Below are 18,417 nucleotides of genomic sequence, written 5' to 3'. Positions count from 1 at the left end.
AAGTGGCGCCGGAGGTGGGGCGGGGTGCGGATCGGTGAGCTGGCCGGGGCGACCGGGACGACCTCTCGTGCGCTGCGGCACTACGAGCAGGCCGGACTGATCTCCTCGCAGCGGGCCTCCAACGGCTACCGCGTCTACGACGAGCGGGCGGTGGTGCGGGTCCGCAACATCCGCTACCTGCTGGCCGCCGGGCTCACCCTGGACGACGTACGGGTGTTCCTGCCGTGCCTGGACGGCGATGTGGCCGCCGCACCGCCCTCGGACAAGGGCCTGCGGGTCGCGCTGGACCGGCTGGCGGTCCTCAACGAACGGATCGCGGCCCAGACCGAGGCCCGCGACCGGCTCCAGGCCGCGCTGCGACAGGCGACCGGTGACCGGATCCGCCCCGTGGCCTGAACGCCCGCCTCGTCGCGGAAGCCGGACGCGGTACCCACCACGGAGAAGAGTCACTGCTTGAGGCTGGTGGCGACAGCCGCCTGATCAGATCCGCGGGCATTCCGGGTCGTTGACCTGTCACATTCCCCGGCGCAGCCGCGTCAGACCGGTGACGGCGACGCCAGCGCGGCTGGGAGGCCGTCGTCGCCAGCACCTGATCCGCTCAGCAGTCCCCAAGGAGTCCCCATGTCCACCACCGCCGTCGTCGTCACCGTCCTCACCGCCGCCTGGGTCGGCTTCTCCGGCTTCTCCCTGCTGCGCAAGGCCGCCTTCGTCACCGAGCCGCTCGTCCAGTACGGCGTCCCGCAGTCCTGGTGGACCCTGCTCGGCCTGGCCAAGGCCGCCGGAGCACTCGGCCTGCTCATCGGCCTCGCCGTGCCCGCCATCGGGGTGGCGGCCGCGATCGGCCTCATCCTGTACTTCGGCGGAGCAATCATCACCGTGCTGCGGGCCCACTCCTACAAGACCGTCGCCTTCCCCGTCCTCTACCTCGCCCCGGTCGTGGCCACGCTCGTCCTCGCCTACGCCGCCTGACCGCAAATCCCCCTCCCCGCAGCACCCCAGCCCGCGACCGGCCTGCCCCGCCGACCGCGGGCTTTCGCATGGACAGGGCCCTGCGGCGGGGCGCGACGCGGGCAGCGCGGCCGCGACCCGAGGCGCTCAGGGCTGCCTGACGGCGCCGTCGTGTGGCGGGGTGGGCCGGGCGACGGACAGCTGGCAGCTCCCGTCCACGCACGAACGCCGCAGCCGACCGTTCGAGATGGTCTGCAACAGCCCGATCCCCCAGCACAGGGGGCACCCGCGCAAGGCGAGCAGCCCCACGGGTGCCAGCAAGAGGCCGACCAGCCCGATGACCGGGATGAGCAGGACCGATCCGGCCAAGGTGCCGAATCCCAGCGCGCCGCGCGCCAGGTGCCGGGGCAACGACGTGCTGGCGAAGCTCTGTCGGTCAGCCACGGCCGTCTCCCGGTAGGGGACCGGGTGCTTCCTGCAAGGCCTGGCGCACCGCCGCGCGGGCGCGATGCAGCCTCGATTTCATCGCGGCGGTGCTGAGGCCGAGCGCGTCGGCGACCATGCGTCCGCTGTGGCCTTGGATGTCCCGCAGGATCAGTACACGTCGTTGATCGGCGGGCAGGGCGGCGATCGCCCTCGCCACCCGGCCGGCTTCCAGGCGCTGCAGCACCTCGTCCTCGAACGACGGCACGACGGTGTCCGGGACCGGTCCGTGGCTGCGCAGGGTCAGCCGTGCCCTCCGCAGGCACTCGTTGCGGACGATGCGGAACATCCACGACGCCAGCGCACCGGAGGCCCGCAGCATTCCGATCTTGCGATACAGGATGATCAGGGCTTCCTGCGCGGCGTCCTCGGCGTCCTGGGGAGTGGCGCACAGCGAATGGGCGAACCGCTGCACATGCGGGTGCGAGCCGGTCACCAGAGCGGCCGTGGCTTCGACGTCGCCCTCCTGTGCCGCGGCGATCAACTGATCCCCGGGCCATGTGAAGTCAGCCACGCGCGCGCCCCCTCCGACGCCGCACGAGGACACTGCACGCGCAGACGAGCACAGCCGCGACGATGACGGCACCAATGATCACGACAAACCTCCGCTTCCTGTGCAGACGCTCTTGTCCGCACACGTTAGAGAGGCCCGAGCAGCCCCAAAGGATTCACCCCCAACACGGCTCTGCCGTCTGTTCTGTCCCTGTGGAACGATCACCGCCATGGAGATCCTTCGGAACGTGTTCCTCGTCTTCCATCTCTTCGGGTTCGCCGCGATCCTCGGTGGCCTCTTCTTCCAGCTGCGCGCGAAGGACCCGGTGACGGGCAGCTACATGGTGAGCAGCGCGGTCGTCCAACTGGTCACCGGTGTGGGACTCATCTGGACCCGGACTTCCCTGGATCTGCCGGTGGTTCACGCGAAGATGGGCGTGAAACTCGCCCTGGACGTCCTGGTGGCGGTGACAGCCCTGGCGGGCATGCGCACCGAACAACCGTGGGCCTTCTATGCCGTGGGGGTGTTCACGGCGGCTGCGGCCGTCGTGGCCGTTGCGTGGACGTAGCCCCCGACGGGCTCCGGCGCGCGTCTCGATGTCGTCCGCGTCGGGCAAGCCGCCCCGCGCGGCCCTGTGTCCCGTCCGGCGTCGCGGCCTGACGGATAGTCATGACGTGACGCGGACGGCAGCGATCGGCGTCGACAGCAGTGACACCACGATGCCGCCGAGGGCGGGCCCGACGGTCCGGGCCGCGGACCGGCTCCCCTCGAGCGCGCTGTCGTCCCGCAGCAACTGATCGCGTCCTGCCACGGGGGTGACCCGCCCTCAGCAAAGACCCGATGGCCCGTGACGGGGCGGGGGGACGGGAATCTCGGGATGTGAAGGGCCTAGGGGGTGTGCAGGCGGCACGCGCGGGCGTCCCGGCCGTGCACGCATATGCCCCGCGCACACCCTTCTCGTCGCTTTCCTGCGGTTCTTCAATGCCTGGTATTCCGCGGCCGAGACCTGTACGGGAAGTGGTGATGTGCGGTGATCACGATTCTCCTCCGCGGCGCCCCGGAGAGCATGGAGCCGGTTGTCGAGCCGGACGCGCCGGCACTGCCGGAGCGTGTCGCCGTTCCGTACTACGCCGGTTCCCGGGAGGAGTGCAGACTCCGGCTGGACTGTGGCGTCTCTCAGCCGAGAGGAAGTCCACGGTGGGACCGGTACCCACGGGCCGCTCGGACGCCGCGGCACTGGCGGCCGCGCATGATCCGGAGCCGGCGATCCGGGCCGGCCAAGGCTGCTTCCTCCAGGGGGACGTGTGGGCGTGGGATCCCGACTTCTCTCCAACCGAGGATGGCTCGCCCCCGGTGAGCTCCCCAGCATGTTCTTCTTCTCCCTGTCCTACCTGTGGACCGCCGTGCTCGGCGTCGTCCTGCTCCCGGGTGGTCGTGCGGGGGACGCGCCCGTCGCGGGGAAGGCCGCGGTGGTCTCCGGCGGGGGCTCGGGGGGAGCTGCCGCGGCTGTGGGACGCGCCGGTGCGCACGGCGGCGCTGCGCTGGGGCGTGACACACCCGTACCCGCGTCCGCCCGGCGCGGCAACGTCCCGCGAACCCCCGACGCGACGAGGCTCCGTGCTCGACGCCGACTTCTTCCGCCGCTGGCTGGCCTCGGCCGCGGCGGCCGTGGACCGGGAGGCGGACCGGCTCACCGCGTTGGACTCGCCGATCGGCGCCGCACGGGCACGGCGCTCGGCGAAGCGCCGCAGGTCAGCGAGGCGGAGTTCGACGCCGCGCTACGTGCGGGGGTGGCCGCGGCGGCCCGGGAAGCGGCCCGCCAGGGGGCGTCGGCGACGGTCCCGCTCCAGGCCCGCGAGGGCAGGGCGAGCTGTCTGAGCGCGCGCAGCGTCGGCCACCAGGACCGGGGGGCGGCCTCGTCGGCCCTGCTGTTCTAGGCCCTGACCGACGCCGCCGAAGCCACCGCCACCGGGGAGGCGCCCGGTGAGTGACGCCGCCCGGGACCCGGGCCAGCACGCGGACCGGCGCGTCGGCATCGTGCTCGTCTCCCACAGCGCCGCCGTGGCCGAGTCCGTCGCGGCCCTCGCCCGGGCTCTCGCGAGCGGCGGCGGCACTGCCCCCCCCCCGTCGCTCCGGCGGGCGGCACCGCCGACGCCGCCGAAGCCACCGCCACCGGGGAGGCGCCCGGTGAGTGACGCCGCCCGGGACCCGGGCCAGCACGCGGACCGGCGCGTCGGCGGGCCTCACCGCCGTGGCGGCGGTGGCCCAGGAGGTGTACGGCTACCGGAAGGCGTGACGCCCGGCGGAGTTCAGCCGACCGCCGTGCGCTCGGCCTCCAGGCGGTGCGGGCAGAAGCCGTCACGGGCGAGGAGCGCGGCGCCGACCCACCCCGCCCCCGGGCCGCAGCGGGTCAACCGGACGTCCGGCAGGGCGCGGTGGGCGCGCGCGGTGACGTAGCGCTCGAAGCTCGCGCGCACCGGGGTGAGCAGGGGTTCACCGGCATCGGCGACGCCGCCGCCGAGGACGACCAGCTCGACGTCGAAGAGGTTCACGAGGGTCGCGATGCCGATGCCGAGCCAGTGGCCGACCCGGGCGAGGTGCGACCGCGCGGCGGGGTCCCCGGCCTGGGCGGCGGCGGTGACGTCCTCGCCCGTGACGGCGGGCCGACCCGTGGTGTGCCCCGCCGCCGGTGCGGCGTAGCGCGCCAGTGCCGGGCCGGAGGCCAGGGGTTCCAGGCAGCCGACGGTGCCGCAGCCGCAGCGCGCGCTCCCGTGCGGGTCGACGATCATGTGCCCGATCTCGGTGCCGATGCCGGTCCTTCCGCGGAAGAGCCGGTCGTCGAGGACCAGGCCGCCGCCCACGCCGGTGCCGACGGTGACGAACGCCATGTAGGAGGCGCTGTGCCCGAGGTGGTACTCGGCCCAGCACGCGGTGTTCGCGTCGTTGTCGACCACGGTCGGCAGGCCGGTCGCGTCCGCCAGCAGTGCGCGCAGCGGCGCGTCGCGGAACGCGCTGTTGGGGGCCGTGCGGACGCGGCCGCCGGGCCAGTCGACGAGCCCGGCCACGCCCACCCCGACACCCGCGACACCGGGATGCCGGGAGCGCAGCGCCTCGATCAGCCGTACGGCCGTCTTCAGCATCGCTTCCTGGTCGGCCGCGGGGCACGGCACCGCGGGCACGCGTTCCACGACGTGCCCGTCGGCGTCGACGACTCCGGCCGCGATCTTCGTACCGCCGACGTCGAGCCCGACGAACAGACGGGCGGACGGCCCGAGGGAGGGAAGGGAGGGAAAGGGATCCATGGGGTCTTCTCCTAAGGGGGTGGGGCGGCGCTCAGTGGGGTTGGAGCCGCACTCCGAAGCAGTTCTGCAGCGCGATGAGGGCCGCGCCGTGCGCGCCCCGGTCGGCGACCAGTGGCTTGGTGACGAGGTGGCAGTCGCGGTTGTCGTGGAAGGCGTACGAGCGGTACGTGCCGACCGCGCTCAGGAACGCGTTCGCCGCGCGGTGGCCGCGGCCGCTGATGAGCAGGCTGTCGGCGGCGTACAGGACGACGTGGCTCGGGCCGAACAGGGTCAGCAGATGCGCGAGTCCGCGGGCGACCGAGGTGCCCGCCTTGCGGAAGGCGGCGACCGCCGCCAGGGCGTGCGGGTCGTCGCCGTCGGCGAGGTCCACCGCCGCTTCCAGGCCGTCCAGTTCACGGCCCGTGATGTCCTTGATCGCCCCGGACAGCGCCCGGTTGCCTACCTGGCTCTCGATGCAGCCGCGCATGCCGCAGTCGCAGACGCGCCCCTGCGGCCACACCCGCAGGTGGCCGAACTCCATGGGCACGCTGAGGCGTTCGCGCCGCACCACCATGCCCGCGCCCACGCCGTCGCGCACGAGGACGACGCCGAAGGTGTCCGCGCGGCGCCCCACCCCGAGGGTCTGTTCGTAGGCGGCGAAGGCGTGCGCGTCGTTCTCGACGACGGTGTCCCAGCCGGTGGCGGCCATGAGCCGGGGACCGAGCGGGAACTCCACCCACTCGTACGGGGGCGGCTTCTCCGTCCCGTGGTCGTCGGGTCCGTTGACCAGGTGCCGCACCAGGCCCGTGTCCGCGTCGACGGGCCCGCCGACCTGGACGCCGACGCACACCCGGTTCCCGGGGAAGGAGCGACCCAGCTTGCTGTCGGCGAGGGAGCGGATCAGCGCGGCCGCGCGCTGGACGACCGCCTCGGGCTCCATGTCGGACAGGTCCGTCCGGGACCGGGCGGTCACCACTCCCTCGCTGGTGACGATGACACCGGCGAGTTTGTACGGGAGCACCTCGATCCCTATCGCGTAGTGTCCGTGGTCGAGTTCGTACGACCGCCGAAGGACCCGCCGCACCTTCGCGTCGTATCCGTCCATGGTCCGATCCCCCCCGGGTGGTCTCTGCCGTGTGCGGGCGGGTCAGGGCGGGAAGCCGGGGCCGACGATCTCGGGGTGGCGCTCGACCGCGGTGCGGACCGCGCGCCGGGTCAGGGCGACCACCTCGTCCATGTCGTACTCCTCGATGCCTCCGACGCGGCGCAGCCGCGCCCCGCCCTCGGCGGTCGCGGCCGCCCCCACCCGCTGGACGAGGCGCGGCTCGCCCGTGTCCTGGAACGCGTCGTCCGGCGCGCCGATGTCGATGAGCCTGCTCGCCCGGTAGGCGTAGGGCAGGTGCCGCACGCACTCCGTGAGGAACGCGGCCTTCGCCTCCGTGCCCGCCGTGCAGGGCGGGAGCGCGCTCTCCGGCCGTTCCAGCTGGTCGCGGAAGGTGTTCACCGCTCGTGCCACCGTCTCCACGACGAGGTCGCCGACCTCGTCGCGGCGCGGCCCGGCCCCCGCGTACCCGGACGTCGCGATCGCCGCGAGCCAGAGCTGGACGATCTGGAGGCCGTAGACCACCCAGTCGGCGCGGGCGCCGAAGTCGGAGGTGTAGGCCTCCAGTTCGCGTGCCCCGCCCCGGCCGCGCGCGTGCGCGTCCAGGACCGTCCGCAGCCGGGCCTCCACCTCGTCCGACGTGAGGTCCGCGTCGACCTCGGACCGGATCCCCTGGAGATACCGTTCGAACGCGGGGTGCACCTTCAGTTCGGCGCCCGTCCGAGGCGGCGGGCTGACACGGATCGACGTGGGATTCCGGCTGTCCCCCATGCGCATGTGCGCCTCCTCCTTCTCGTTCTTCATGGGCACGGCGGTCACGGCCCGCCTTCCGGCTGGTCGCCCTCGATGCTGCGCCGCAGCGCGGTCCGGGCGTGTCTCAAGTGGCTGCGCACCGTGCTCACTTCCATCTTGAGCAGTTCGCCGATCTCGTCCGTGGAGTAGCCGTCCACGTAGAGGGCCACCACGGCCCGCTGCCGCGGCGGCAGTTCGAGCAGCCGCTGCCGCACCCATTCCTTCTCGTCCGGGTCGTCGTAGTCGTGGACGGCCGGAGGGTGCAGGCAGGCCTGCCACTCGCCGTTGGTCCGTTTGCGGTCGCGTTCCGCGATCTTCAGGTACTTGTGCCAGGCCACCTTGCGGACCCAGCCGTACGGGCGGCGGCAGTTCGGCCATATGCCCGCGAGTTCGAGCATGGCCTCCTGCGCGACGTCCTTGGCCTCCTCCACTGTGGCCCCCGCCGCGGCCAGGCCGCGGACGAGGCGGGGGTATTCCGCTCGGAAGAACTCGGAGAACTCCGGTGGGACGGCCCCGTGGACACCTAGAGGGCTCACGCAGCCACCTCCTCGGGTCGGTCTCCCTATAGGTCCCTCCGGAGGCCGTTCGCGTGCAAGGAAGGCGGCACTTTCCCTCTGCGCGGCAGGAGTTGCACGCCGACGGCTCAAAATCGCCCCCTTTTGACAAGCGTGAAGGAGGCAGGGCACTCATGAAGTGGAAGACCCGTACACGGCACGAGGACGACAACGCGGACCGGCGCTCCCGCCGCCCCTCCCCCGCCGAGGTCGTGAAGCTCGTCAACGGCACGGCCATGGGCGTGGGCGGGGCCTATGTGCTGACGTCGTCGGCGCTGATCGCGGTGCTCGCGGGGGTCCTTGCCGTGGTGTTGGCGGCGCTGTACTTCCTGTAGGGGCCCACCCGGCCCAGGCATCCCGGCACCGGTCCCGGACCTCGGGCGTGAACGTCGACCCGTCGAACGAGGCCCGGTGCGGGGTGGCCCGCAGGTGCGCCCGCTCGGGACCGATGTCCTCGATGCGCACGCCGGGGCCCTCGACCGGCCGCGTCAGGTCGGGGCGGAGAGGCGTCCACGGCTCGTCGGTCGGCCGGCCGATCCCGCCCAGCAGCTCGTCGACCGGGGCGCCCGGCGGCGCCGCCACGTTCACCCGCCCCGCGGGCCGTCCGCGGCTGTTCTTCGCCGGGCCACGGCCTGGCTCTCCAGGGCTACTTCGCGGGTTGGCTCCGCGGCGTGATTCCCTGCGGATCCGACGTTTCTACGGTGGTTCCACCGAGGCCGACAGCCCTGTGCACGGCCACCGAGAGAAGGGTCGTGGACATGTCCTCACGTCGTCGTGGAGCCGTTGCCGTCCTGCTGGCCGGTGCGGTCGCGCTGTCCGCCGGTGGCTCCGGAATCGCCATCGCGGCATCCGGAACGGCCGACGGGGGCGGGAAGCAGGAGGCGCGGCTCGCGCTTCCCGCTCCCACCGGTGCGTACGCGGTGGGCCGGGACTCGCTGCACCTCGTCGACAAGACCCGCCGCGACCCGTGGGTGCCCGAGGCGGGCGCCCGCGAGCTGATGGTGTCGCTGTACTACCCGGCGCGGAGGGCGACCGGTACACCGGCTCCGTACATGAGCACCGAGGGCGCCCGGGCCTTCCTCACGGAGATGGAGGTGGAGCTCCCCGCCGCGGTCCTGAGCACCACCCGCACCCATGCGTTCGCGGGCGCCAGGGCCAGGTCCGGGACGTACCCGCTGGTCGTGCTCTCACCGGGCTTCAGGACGCCGGGTGCCGTCCTCACCGGTCTGGCCGAGGACCTGACCAGCCGCGGTTACGTCGTCGCGGTGGTCGACCACGCCTACGAGGCCGCGGGGGTCGCCTTCCCCGGCAAGGGCATCCTGCCGTGCACGGCGTGCGGGAAGATCGGCCCCACCACCTTCCGGCCCGCCGCGGAGGGGCGCGCCAAGGACCTCCGCTTCGTCCTGGACCGGTTGGTCGGGAAGACCTCGCCGTGGAAGTACGCGGACCGCATCGACAAGGACAGGATCGCCGTCGGCGGGCACTCCCTGGGCGGTGCCGCGGCCGCGGCCACCATGGCGCGGGACCCTCGCGTACGGGCCGGAGTCAACATGGACGGCCCCTTCGTCGACAGCGGTGACGAGTCCGGCCTGTCCGGCCGCCCCTTCCTGATGATGGGCACCGAGGCCGACCACAGCCCCGGCGGCGAGGACGGCAGCTGGGACGTGATCTGGAAGCGCCTCGAAGGCTGGAAGCGGTGGCTCACGCTGTCCGGCGCGGACCACTTCGCGTTCACCGATCTGGCGCCGCTGGCCGGGCAGTTGGGCGAGGACGACCCCGAGGGCCTGCCGGGCAGGCGGGCCGCGGAGATCACACGGGACTACACGAGGGCGTTCTTCGACGCGTGGCTGCGCCACCGGCACACACCGCTGTTCGACGGGCCGAGCGCGGCCAACCCCGAGGTCGTCTTCCAGCACACACCGCGCTGAGGCCGACTGGTCGGCACCACCGCCCCACGGCCCCTCGACGACGGGCTCCGCAACAGGCATACGTGGCGGCGGCGCGCGTCGAGGGGCCAGGAGACCGCGGGTACCCCAGGCGACGAGGCCCGCGGCCTTACGCGGCGCGACTCCAGGCCACGCGCCCGGCCCGGAGCAGCGCTTCCTCGTCCGGACCGGCGCGGCTCAGCGCGACCGGATCCTTCGGAACCGTTCGGCCCTCCGTGTCCCACGCCACGCGTCCACCAGGGGAAACGGCCGCACCGTTCGGGTCCGTTCGGGTCCGTGCGCCGCGCCCGGCCCCGTCGGCGTCACTCCGGCGACGGAGCCCAGACCCCCGCCCGCGCCGCGGTGGCCGCCGCCCGCGCTGCCGCGTCCGCGTCGGCCTCGGTCACGGTCCGTCCCCGGTTGAGCAGGGCGTAGTACAGCGGTGCCGAGACGGCGGCGACGACGGCGTGCGGGTCGGTGCCGGCGGGGAGTTCACCGCGCGCGATCGCGTCGCGGACGCAGCCGGACCACTCCTCGATGCGCACCTCGTAGAAGCGGTGCAGGGCCTGCGCGGCCTGGTCGTCGCAGAGGGACGCGGCGATCAGCGCCGTGAACAGGCGGCCCTGCCGGGGGTCGGTGAGGGTCTTCACGACGAGCCGGGCGTTCGCCCCGAGGTCCCCGTCCAGGCTGCCGGTGTCGGCGCGCCGCAGCGACTGCTCGGCCATGTCGGCCAGCAGGTCGGCGGCGAGCGCGCCGGGGGTGCCCCAGCGGCGGTAGACCGTGGTCTTGCCGACGCCCGCGCGGCTCGCGATCTCGGTGAGGTCGAGCGCGTCGAACCCGTCGGCGGCCAGCGCGTCACCGGCCGCCCGCAGGACGGCCTCGCGTACGCGAGCGGTGCGTCCGCCCGGCCGGACGGTGCCGGGGGCCGGGGCGTCTGGCATGGGTCCCCTCCTAAGGGTGTCGAGCGGTGTTTCACGGCGTGCGCCCCATCGTATCGGGACTCTGGTTCCCTTACCGCCTTCGGCGTGCTAACTTCTCAGCCGTAACGGAACGACAGACCCATTAGGGCAGATCGCTTCAGGATCCCTCCGTCCTGCCCCTGCGCGCTCGCCGCCGTCGGCCCTTCCCGCGCTGCCGCGGTGAAGCCGAAAGGAAGACTTCCCGCGCTGTCGCGGGAAGCCGAAAGGAAGCTCTCCCATGTCCGCACCGAAGCTCGCGGCGCGCCCGGCTCCGCGCCGCACCGACGTCACCGCACCTCCGACCCGGCCTGCGCATCAACCCCAGCGGCTCACCGGCGAGTTGAAGCTGACCCTGGCCGTGCTGCTGGTCGCCCAGTTCATGCTGGCCGTCGACTTCTCGATCCTGAACGTCGCCCTGCCCGCCATCGGTGACGGCCTCGGCTTCTCGCTCTCCAACCTGCAGTGGATCGCCACCACCTTCGCCCTGAGCGCGGCGGGCTTCACCCTCTTCTTCGGCCGCATCGGCGACCTGATCGGCCGGAAGAAGATCTTCATCGGCAGCCTGGCCCTGCTGGGCCTCGCCTCGCTCGTCGGCGGCCTGGCCACCAGCCCGGAGGTGCTGCTCGCCGCCCGCGTCGCCCAGGGACTCGCCACGGCCGCCGCCACCCCCGCCGGGCTCTCGCTGCTCACCACCTCCTTCCCCGAAGGGCCCCTGCGGCAGAAGGCGCTGGGCATCAACGGCGCCCTGATGTCCGCCGGGTTCACCACCGGCGCGATCCTCGGCGGCGTCCTGACCGACCTGCTCTCCTGGCGCTGGGCCTTCTTCGTCAACGTGCCCGTCGCCCTGGCCGTGATCGTCGTCGCCCCCGCCGTCATCAAGGAGTCCAAGCCGGCGGTCCGGCCGAAGCTCGACCTGCCCGGCGCCCTCACCGTCACCCTCGGCCTGCTCGCCCTCGTCTACGGCCTCACCCAGGCGGGCGAACACGGCTGGACCGACGCCCACGCCCTGACCGGCCTCGCCGCGGGCGCCACCCTGCTCGCCGCGTTCTTCGCCGTCGAGCGCAAGGTCGCCGAGCCGCTCGTCCCGCTCAAGACGCTGGGCCGCCGCACCGTCGCCTGGGGCAATGTCCTCGGTCTGCTCGCCTTCGTCACCGAGACCTCGCTGGTCTACCTCCTCACCCTCTACCTCCAGAAGACCCTCGGCTTCACCCCGCTCGCCGCCGGTGTCACCTTCGGCGTCCTGGGCGCAGGCACCGTCGTCGGCGGGCTCCTCGCGCCCCGGGTGATCGCGCGCCGCTCGACACTGACGGCCCTGGTGGCGGGCGGCGTCGTCCAGACGGTGTTCACCGCCGCGCTCCTCTTCCTCGGTACGACGACGGGGGCGTCCCTCGCCCTGCTGCTGCCCGCCACCTTCTTCGGCGGCATCGGCAACATGCTCGTCATCGTCGGCTTCATGGTGACCGCGACCAGCGGGCTGCCGGACGCCGAGCAGGGCCTCGCCACCGGTCTCGCCTCGATGTCCCAGCAGGTAGGCATCACCATGGGTACCCCGATCATGTCCGCGGTCGTCACCGCCGGCACCACGGGCGCGGCCACCGCCTCCGCCGTCCACCACGGCGTCACGGTCGCGATCGCCGTCAACGCCGCCCTCGTGCTCCTCGGAGTCGTGTTCGCGGCGGTGTTCCTCCGGCCGCGGCGGGGGGCCGGGGCGGCCGGGGACGAGAGGGCCTGAGGACCGCAGCCGGGCGGCAGGCGCGTAACGCCTGACGGCGCGGCGGGCACGCATCACCCGGCGGCGGGCACCCGGTACGGCCCCCGTGCTCAAAGAGCCGAGCGCGGCAGGCCGAGGCCCACCCCCACAGTCACCTCCCCATCCCTTTCTCCGAAGGAGCGGTTCATGGACCTCCAGCTCACCGACAAGGTCATCGTCGTCACCGGCGCCACCAGCGGCATCGGCCACGCCACCGCCCGCCTGCTCGCCGAAGAGGGCGCCCACGTCATCGCCGTGGCCCGCGGCACCACAGGCGCCGCCGCCGTGCCCGCGAAGGCCGACTTCCTCGCCGCCGACCTCACGGAGCCGGCGGCCGCCGAGCGGGTCGTCGAGCACGTGCGCTCCGCCCACGGCCGCCTGGACGGCCTGGTCAACAACGCCGCCGCCCTGGTATCCCAGCCGTCCTTCGCCGCCATCGACGACGACCAGTGGCACACCACCTTCGAACTCAACCTGCACGCCGCCGTCCGCCTCACCCGCGCCGCGCTGCCCCTGCTCCAGGACAACCCGCGCGGTGCGAGCGTCGTGCACGTCGCCAGCGAGGCCGCCCGGCTGCCCGACGCCACCATCGCCGACTACGCCGCCTCCAAGGCCGCCCTGCTCTCCGTCTCCAAGTCCCTCGCCACGAGCCTCGGCGCCAGCGGCGTCCGCTCCAACGTCGTCTCGCCCGGCCCCACCCGCACCGCCCTCTTCGACGCCCCCGGCGGCTTCGCCGAACAACTCGCCGAACGCTTCTCCCTGCCCGCGGACCAGGCCGTCGACCACTTCATCCGGCACGAGCGCCGCCTGCCCACCGGCCGCATCGGCGCGCCCGAACAGGTCGCCGATCTGATCGCCTACCTCCTCTCGCCGCGCGCCGCCCAGGTCACCGGCGCCGAGTGGAGCGTCGACGGCGGGGCTCTCCGCCAGCTGTGACCCCCGCAGGATCAGCCACACGGACACGGACACAGGCACGAACACGGGCACCCATGGACACACTTACACCGAGAGGACCCTCCGCCATGATCACAAGTAGCGCAGTCCGCGCGGGCGACCTCGCCTGGCGGCAGCTGACCGTCCCGGCGCCGAGCCCCGTCCCCGTCCGCGTGTACGAGCCCGAGGCCCGCCCCGGCGGCTGGCTCGTCTGGGCGCACGGCGGGAGCTGGCAGTACGGTTCCGCCGCGGACTGGCACCCGGTCACCCACCGCCTCGCCTCCCTGAGCGGATGGACCGTGGTGAGCGTCGACTACCGGCTCGCCCCCGCGCACCGCCATCCGGCCGCGCTCGAAGACGTCCTCGCCGTACTGGACTGGGCGGCCGAACGAACCGACGCCCGGATCGCGGTCGGCGGGGACAGCGCGGGGGCCACCCTGGCCGCGGGCGCCGCCCTCGCACAACGCGACCGCGGCCGCCGCCTGGACGCCCAGTTGCTGGCCTACCCGCCCCTCGACCCGGCCTGCGCCACGCCCAGTCACCTGCGGGACCCGGCCGCCTTCCCCCAGCCCGCCGCGCTGCGCCGGGCCTGGCGCACCTGGCGCGGCACCGGGCCCGCCACGGCTGTCGCGCCCGACGGCACGGCCCTGCACAGCACGCCGTTCGACGCCCCCGACCTACGGGGGGTCGCCCCCGCCGTGCTGGCCGTCGGCGCCCTTGACCCCGTCGCCGACGACGTCCTCGCCTACGCCGACCTCCTGCGGGCCGCGGCCGTCCCCGCCCGCCTCGTCCACGCGCCCGACACCGCGCACGCCGACCTCCTCCACCCGCAAAGCCGCCTCCTGCCCCGCCTGGCCGACGCCCTGCGCCACCTGCCCTGACCGACTCTCCTGGAACGGACGCCCCGCCATGACCACACCCCCCGCCCCCATCGAGGCCCTCGTCCGCCACTTCACCGACCTGCGCGACGGCACCCACGCCGGCCACACCGAACGCCCCGCCAAAGAAGCCGTCTTCGCCACCACGACCGACCTGCTCGACGGCCCCGCCCGCCAGGCCCTCACCGAGTACGACACCCATCTGCTGCTCGGCACCGGCACCCTCCACGCCACCGGCCTCCGCCGCGACCGGCACGGCGGCAGCTACGCCACCTGGCGCCTGACCTGGCCCGAACAAGTCCGCGCCGGCCTCCCCGCCCTCGCCCTCCACGCCCACTACGACGCGGGCTTCCACCACCCCCACCTGCGCGGCGCCACCGTTGCCGAATGGCCCCTGAACGTCTTCACCCCCGCCCAGGCCGCCGAACTCCTCCCCACCTTCCGCACCATCATCGCCGCCGATCTGCACAACCTCGTCTTCCAACGGGACTGGCGCATCGTCCCCGCCCTGCACACCAACCGGTAAGAAGGGACACCAGCGGCCACCACCGGCCGCACCAGGAAGAAGGAGAAACCGGCATGGCGATTCAGCGGATGGACAACGTCGGCATCGTCGTCGAGGACATGGACGCCGCCATCGCGTTCTTCGTGGAACTCGGCATGGAGCTGGAGGGCAGGGGGGAAGTCGAGGGCCCTTTCGCCGACCAGTGCACCGGACTCGACGGCGTCCGCTGTGACATCGCGATGGTCCGGACCCCGGACGGCCACAGCAGGCTCGAGCTGGCGAAGTACCACAGCCCCGCGGCGATCGACGACGGGCCGCGCAACCGGCCGCACAACATCCTCGGCACGCACCGCGTCATGTTCGCCGTCGACGACATCAAGGACACCGTGGCCCGCCTGCGCCCGCACGGCGCCGAACTCGTCGGCGAGATCGCCCGGTTCGAGGACAGCTACCTGCTCTGCTACCTCCGCGGCCCGGAGGGCATCATCGTCGGACTGGCCGAGCAACTGAACTGAGAGCGGCAGCGGCGAAGGCACACCGGTTCACGTGGTCCCCCCGGCCTGCGCGGCGAGCGTCCAGAGGCCGTCGGCGGGGGCGTGCCCCGGGAGGCGCCCCGCTGAAGGCCGTCCAGCTACACGGCCCGCACGGCATCCGCCGGGACCTCGAAGACGAGCACGAGCCCGCCGCGTTCGTCGTCCCGCTCGCCGACACGGGTGAAGCCGAAGCCCGCGATGGTGGCCAGGGACGCGCTGTTGTCGGACCTGATGGTGGCCCGCACGGTCTTGACACCGGGTTCGGCGGCGGCCCGCACGAGCAGCGCCTTCAGCATGGCGCGGGCATAGCCCCGGCGTCGGTGCCCCGGCACCACGGTGTAGCCGACCTCGACCGCACCGGCCGCGTCCGGCGGCCCGTGGAACCCGGCGTCGCCGACGACGGTGCCGTCCGGTACGGACACCGCGGCCCGCGTGATCCACGGCGCGGCCGACGGGTCCCGGACGACCTGGTCCGCGCGATAGGCGAAGATCGACCGGGCCCGGTCGCCGACGAAGTGCGCGTCGAGGGCGACCCCGGCCTCGGCGCTGCCCCCCGCGAGGTCACCGTCGGCAAGCGCCCGCAGTGCCACCGCGCTGAGCTCGACGAAGCGGACGCGTCGGGGTGTGGAGAGAAGTTCGCTGTTCATCGCGGTGATGCTCGCTGAGCGCCAGGGGGCTGTCCAGCGGTTTACGCCTCCGACCAGCGCGGCCAGCCGTGTCAGGGGGCCTCGCGGTTCGACCGGGAGCCGTCTCCGCCGCGCGCGGCGCCCTGCTGGCGCGGGTGCTCGCCCGGCCCGAACCGCGGGGCGCTCCCGCCCGGGTGGCGCGGCGGCTGGGGTGGGCCGTCAGCGCCTTCCTGCTGGTGCGCGGGGTCGGCATCGAAGTGCTGCTCCTGACCGGCGCGGCGCACCTGGACGCCTCCGTGAGCCAGGAGCAGCGGGCCTGGACCCTTGCCCTGGGGAACCCGTGGTTCATCGCCGGAGGGCTGGCCTTCAGCCTCGCCGCCCGCCGGTCCGGCAGGCGTCCTCAGGTCACCAGGCCGGGCGCGAAGTAGTCCCGCAGCCGGGCGATCTTTCCGTCGCGGACACGGAAGATCTGCACCAGCGACACGCTGACGTCGTCCTCCCCCGCGGGCCCGTCGAAGACCGTGTCGATCTCGGCGACGAACACGTCGGGGTCGGCGGTGGTGTGCAGCACGTACCCGGACTTCTCCAGGTTCGGCGCCTGACCGTCCTGCTTCTGCCGTTCGTAGTACGCCGCCATCGCGGTACGGATCTCCGCGCGGCCCACCAGCCTCCTGGGGAAGGCGGAGTCGGCGGGCACGAGCGGCGCCTCGAAGACGCCGTCCTCGGTGAAGGTCTCGGCGACGGCGTCGGCGTCGTGGGTCATGCTTCCGGCGTAGACGTACCGCTCGAAGATCTCCTGCGGCGTTGGGGACATGACGGCCTCCCTGGATTCGGACGCGGACGCCCAGATCATCACAGCGAGACCTCGGAGAAGACGGTTTCCGGGAACCTGTCACCTTCGTCGGACCGCGATGATGAGCACCCGGCCGCGCGCCGAACGGCACGGCCTCCCCGCAGGGCAAGGAGAACGGCACTGTGTCCACCTTCGTGGTTTTCGACCTGGAGTTCACCACGTGGCCCGGAGCACTTCAGGACGACTGGTCGGGTCCCGGGCAGTTGCGGGAGATCGTGCAGATCGGGGCGCTGGGCCTGGACGCGGACCTCTCGGTCGTGGAGGAGTACGAGGCGCTGGTGCGGCCGGTGGTCAATCCGCGGCTCTCGGCGTTCTTCACCGAGCTCACCGGGATCGAGCAGGAGGAGGTCGACCGGGAGGGCCTCTCCCCCGCCCGGGCGATCGGTGACTTCCTGGGGTTCTGCAAGGGCCGGACCGCGCTCTCGTACGGCAACGACATGGTCGTCATCGGGGAGAACGTGGGCTGGGCGCGGGCGCGCGGCGAGCGGATCGACGGCAGCTGTTTCGACACCCCCTTCCTGAACGTGCGGCCCTGGATCAACGCCCTGGCACCGACGACGACCGGCGTGAACGTGGGGCGGCTGTGGCAGGTGCTCGGGCTGCCCAAGCCCGCCGCCGGGCGCGAGCACGCGGCGCTCTTCGACTGCTACTCCTTCGCGGCGGCTCTCAGACACCTCCGGGCCGCCGGAGCCGTCCTGCCGGAGGGCTGCCTCTGAGGTCCGGCGGGGCGGTTGATCCGCCGCACCTCTTGATGTGCCCCGGTCACGCCTGCCAGATTGGTCCGGACCAATTGCCGTCGAGTGGAAGGCACACCCGTGCGACGGACCCCCCACACACGTCATCTGCCGCCCGTCTGTCTCACCGTCACCGTCGCCTGTCTGCTGAGCGCCTGCGCCTGGGGCGGTGAGGAGGACGGGGGTGCGGCGCCGCCGGACGCGCCGCGCGGGGTCACCGTGCAGGCGGGCAGCGCCACGTCCGTGCACGTGATGTGGAACCGCTCCACCGGCCGCGCCGAGATCGACGGGTACGAGGTGTACCGGGGAGCCACCCGCGTCAAGCGCGTCCCGGCCGCGCAGCACATGGTCGACATCACCGGGCTCCGGCCGTCCGCCACGTACACCTTCTCCGTCCGGGCCCGCGACGCCGACGGAAACCTCAGTGCGGACAGCAAGAAGCTGACGGTCACCACGCCCGCCGCGGTCGCGGCCGACACCAAGGCGCCCTCGCGTCCGCGCACCCTGCGCGGCGAGGCCGAGGGCGGGCACGCCGCGACCCTGTCGTGGGGTGCCTCGAAGGACGACCGGAGCGTGGCCTCGTACGAGATCTACCAGGGCACGACGAAGATCCACAGCGTGGGCGGCGGCACCACGGACACGCTCATCACGGGGCTGCGGCCGGGCCGGACGTACACGTTCAGCGTGAAGGCGCGGGACGCCGCCGACAACTTCTCGCCCGCGAGCCCCTCCGCGCGCGTGACCACCTCGGGCAGCAAGGACAGCGGGCGCGGCACCGCGCCGGCCGACCTCCGCGCGACGACGCACCTCAAGGACGGGGCGTACTACATCGACCTGTCCTGGAAGCCGCCGCACACCGGCGGCTCGGTGACGGAGTATCAGATCCATCTCGACGGGGAGAGCGCCACCTCGCTCGTCTTCGGCGGCACGGTTCCGCGGGGCCGGATGAAGCACAGCTTCTACGTGGGCAAGGAGCCCGGCGAGACGCACCGCGTGCGGCTGCGCGCCAAGCTGCCCGACGGCACCTGGGGCGCCTTCTCGGTCCGGCGCACGGTCACCACGCGGTGA

The 18,417-nt window shown here is 73.2% G+C and carries 23 protein-coding genes and 1 pseudogene; 14 read left to right on the top strand and 10 right to left on the bottom strand.

From position 1 onward, the window contains the following. Positions 1-24: 24 nt before the first annotated feature. Together MQV74_RS37525 and MQV74_RS37520 are read left to right on the top strand one after the other, a co-directional pair. Positions 25-396, top strand: a complete 372-nt coding sequence (locus tag MQV74_RS37525) for a MerR family transcriptional regulator (protein ID WP_242727946.1) — start codon at positions 25-27, stop codon at positions 394-396. A gap of 225 nt (positions 397-621) precedes the next feature. After that, positions 622-969 carry a DoxX family protein gene (locus MQV74_RS37520; protein WP_242727945.1) on the top strand — a complete coding sequence of 116 codons (348 nt, stop codon included), beginning with the start codon at positions 622-624 and terminating at the stop codon, positions 967-969. A gap of 126 nt (positions 970-1,095) precedes the next feature. Here MQV74_RS37520 and MQV74_RS37515 read toward each other — a convergent pair whose 3' ends face one another. Next, a complete protein-coding gene (locus tag MQV74_RS37515; protein ID WP_242727944.1) occupies positions 1,096-1,392 on the bottom strand; it encodes a hypothetical protein in 297 nt (98 codons plus the stop codon). After that, the gene (locus MQV74_RS37510) at positions 1,385-1,945 is read right to left on the bottom strand and encodes an RNA polymerase sigma factor (RefSeq protein ID WP_242727943.1); all 561 of its coding nucleotides are present in this window, start codon (positions 1,943-1,945) and stop codon (positions 1,385-1,387) included. The genes MQV74_RS37515 and MQV74_RS37510 overlap by 8 nt, the downstream gene beginning before the upstream one ends. Positions 1,946-2,153: 208 nt before the next feature. Between MQV74_RS37510 and MQV74_RS37505 the strand changes: the two genes are divergently transcribed. Continuing rightward, on the top strand, positions 2,154-2,492 hold the full coding sequence (locus MQV74_RS37505; protein ID WP_242727942.1) for a hypothetical protein: 339 nt from the start codon (positions 2,154-2,156) through the stop codon (positions 2,490-2,492). 99 nt (positions 2,493-2,591) lie between these two features. Here MQV74_RS37505 and MQV74_RS37500 read toward each other — a convergent pair whose 3' ends face one another. Beyond that, positions 2,592-2,735, bottom strand: a complete 144-nt coding sequence (locus MQV74_RS37500) for a hypothetical protein (RefSeq protein ID WP_242729402.1) — start codon at positions 2,733-2,735, stop codon at positions 2,592-2,594. Between the two features lie 806 nt (positions 2,736-3,541). Between MQV74_RS37500 and MQV74_RS37495 the strand changes: the two are divergent. Further along, positions 3,542-3,861: pseudogene (locus MQV74_RS37495) on the top strand (DAK2 domain-containing protein). Between the two features lie 372 nt (positions 3,862-4,233). Here MQV74_RS37495 and MQV74_RS37490 read toward each other — a convergent pair. The 4 genes from MQV74_RS37490 to MQV74_RS37475 are packed head-to-tail and all read right to left on the bottom strand — an operon-like array spanning position 4,234 to position 7,635. After that, positions 4,234-5,226 carry an ROK family protein gene (locus MQV74_RS37490; protein ID WP_242727941.1) on the bottom strand — a complete coding sequence of 331 codons (993 nt, stop codon included), beginning with the start codon at positions 5,224-5,226 and terminating at the stop codon, positions 4,234-4,236. A 31-nt stretch (positions 5,227-5,257) separates the two neighbouring features. Further along, positions 5,258-6,310 (bottom strand): ROK family protein, encoded by a 1,053-nt coding sequence (locus MQV74_RS37485; protein ID WP_242727940.1) that lies wholly within the window; start codon positions 6,308-6,310, stop codon positions 5,258-5,260. 42 nt (positions 6,311-6,352) lie between these two features. Continuing rightward, positions 6,353-7,126, bottom strand: a complete 774-nt coding sequence (locus MQV74_RS37480; RefSeq protein ID WP_242727939.1) for a hypothetical protein — start codon at positions 7,124-7,126, stop codon at positions 6,353-6,355. Then, entirely contained in the window at positions 7,123-7,635 is a 513-nt protein-coding gene (locus MQV74_RS37475) for an RNA polymerase sigma factor (RefSeq protein WP_242727938.1), read from the bottom strand. The genes MQV74_RS37480 and MQV74_RS37475 overlap by 4 nt, the downstream gene beginning before the upstream one ends. Before the next feature lie 152 nt (positions 7,636-7,787). Between MQV74_RS37475 and MQV74_RS37470 the strand changes: the two genes are divergently transcribed. Both MQV74_RS37470 and MQV74_RS37465 read left to right on the top strand, forming a co-directional pair. Next, positions 7,788-7,988 (top strand): hypothetical protein, encoded by a 201-nt coding sequence (locus MQV74_RS37470; RefSeq protein WP_172381722.1) that lies wholly within the window; start codon positions 7,788-7,790, stop codon positions 7,986-7,988. A gap of 423 nt (positions 7,989-8,411) precedes the next feature. After that, entirely contained in the window at positions 8,412-9,581 is a 1,170-nt protein-coding gene (locus MQV74_RS37465) for an alpha/beta hydrolase family protein (protein ID WP_242727937.1), read from the top strand. A 320-nt stretch (positions 9,582-9,901) separates the two neighbouring features. On the opposite strand, the gene MQV74_RS37460 is transcribed toward MQV74_RS37465, so the two are convergent. Beyond that, positions 9,902-10,519 carry a TetR-like C-terminal domain-containing protein gene (locus tag MQV74_RS37460; RefSeq protein WP_242727936.1) on the bottom strand — a complete coding sequence of 206 codons (618 nt, stop codon included), beginning with the start codon at positions 10,517-10,519 and terminating at the stop codon, positions 9,902-9,904. Positions 10,520-10,775: 256 nt separating this feature from the next. Between MQV74_RS37460 and MQV74_RS37455 the strand changes: the two genes are divergently transcribed. The 5 genes from MQV74_RS37455 to MQV74_RS37435 all read left to right on the top strand — a co-directional run bounded on the left by MQV74_RS37455 (position 10,776) and on the right by MQV74_RS37435 (position 15,118). Next, positions 10,776-12,269, top strand: a complete 1,494-nt coding sequence (locus tag MQV74_RS37455; protein WP_242727935.1) for an MFS transporter — start codon at positions 10,776-10,778, stop codon at positions 12,267-12,269. A 165-nt stretch (positions 12,270-12,434) separates the two neighbouring features. Beyond that, positions 12,435-13,223, top strand: a complete 789-nt coding sequence (locus MQV74_RS37450) for an SDR family NAD(P)-dependent oxidoreductase (RefSeq protein ID WP_242727934.1) — start codon at positions 12,435-12,437, stop codon at positions 13,221-13,223. 86 nt (positions 13,224-13,309) lie between these two features. Further along, positions 13,310-14,101: an alpha/beta hydrolase fold domain-containing protein gene (locus tag MQV74_RS37445; RefSeq protein ID WP_242727933.1), complete on the top strand. Its 792-nt coding sequence runs from the start codon at positions 13,310-13,312 to the stop codon at positions 14,099-14,101. A gap of 28 nt (positions 14,102-14,129) precedes the next feature. Next, positions 14,130-14,624, top strand: a complete 495-nt coding sequence (locus MQV74_RS40985; protein ID WP_278194307.1) for a hypothetical protein — start codon at positions 14,130-14,132, stop codon at positions 14,622-14,624. Between the two features lie 53 nt (positions 14,625-14,677). Continuing rightward, positions 14,678-15,118, top strand: coding sequence for a VOC family protein (locus tag MQV74_RS37435; RefSeq protein WP_242727932.1), 441 nt, complete (start codon positions 14,678-14,680; stop codon positions 15,116-15,118). 116 nt (positions 15,119-15,234) lie between these two features. On the opposite strand, the gene MQV74_RS37430 is transcribed toward MQV74_RS37435, so the two are convergent. Then, positions 15,235-15,783: a GNAT family N-acetyltransferase gene (locus MQV74_RS37430; protein ID WP_242727931.1), complete on the bottom strand. Its 549-nt coding sequence runs from the start codon at positions 15,781-15,783 to the stop codon at positions 15,235-15,237. Positions 15,784-15,851: 68 nt separating this feature from the next. On the opposite strand from MQV74_RS37430, the gene MQV74_RS37425 reads away from it, so the two are divergent. Beyond that, positions 15,852-16,190: a DUF3995 domain-containing protein gene (locus MQV74_RS37425; RefSeq protein WP_242727930.1), complete on the top strand. Its 339-nt coding sequence runs from the start codon at positions 15,852-15,854 to the stop codon at positions 16,188-16,190. Here MQV74_RS37425 and MQV74_RS37420 read toward each other — a convergent pair. Further along, positions 16,163-16,576 carry a nuclear transport factor 2 family protein gene (locus MQV74_RS37420; RefSeq protein ID WP_242727929.1) on the bottom strand — a complete coding sequence of 138 codons (414 nt, stop codon included), beginning with the start codon at positions 16,574-16,576 and terminating at the stop codon, positions 16,163-16,165. The genes MQV74_RS37425 and MQV74_RS37420 overlap by 28 nt on opposite strands. 161 nt (positions 16,577-16,737) lie before the next feature. Here MQV74_RS37420 and MQV74_RS37415 point away from each other — a divergent pair, with 161 nt between their 5' ends. Further along, positions 16,738-17,331 (top strand): exonuclease domain-containing protein, encoded by a 594-nt coding sequence (locus MQV74_RS37415; protein WP_242727928.1) that lies wholly within the window; start codon positions 16,738-16,740, stop codon positions 17,329-17,331. A 99-nt stretch (positions 17,332-17,430) separates the two neighbouring features. Continuing rightward, complete coding sequence (locus tag MQV74_RS37410) at positions 17,431-18,417, top strand: fibronectin type III domain-containing protein (RefSeq protein WP_374120754.1); 987 nt, start codon at positions 17,431-17,433, stop codon at positions 18,415-18,417.

Source organism: Streptomyces sp. AN091965 (assembly GCF_022698285.1).
In the GTDB taxonomy this organism is placed as follows: domain Bacteria; phylum Actinomycetota; class Actinomycetes; order Streptomycetales; family Streptomycetaceae; genus Streptomyces.
This window is presented reverse-complemented; position numbering and strand designations above follow the sequence as displayed.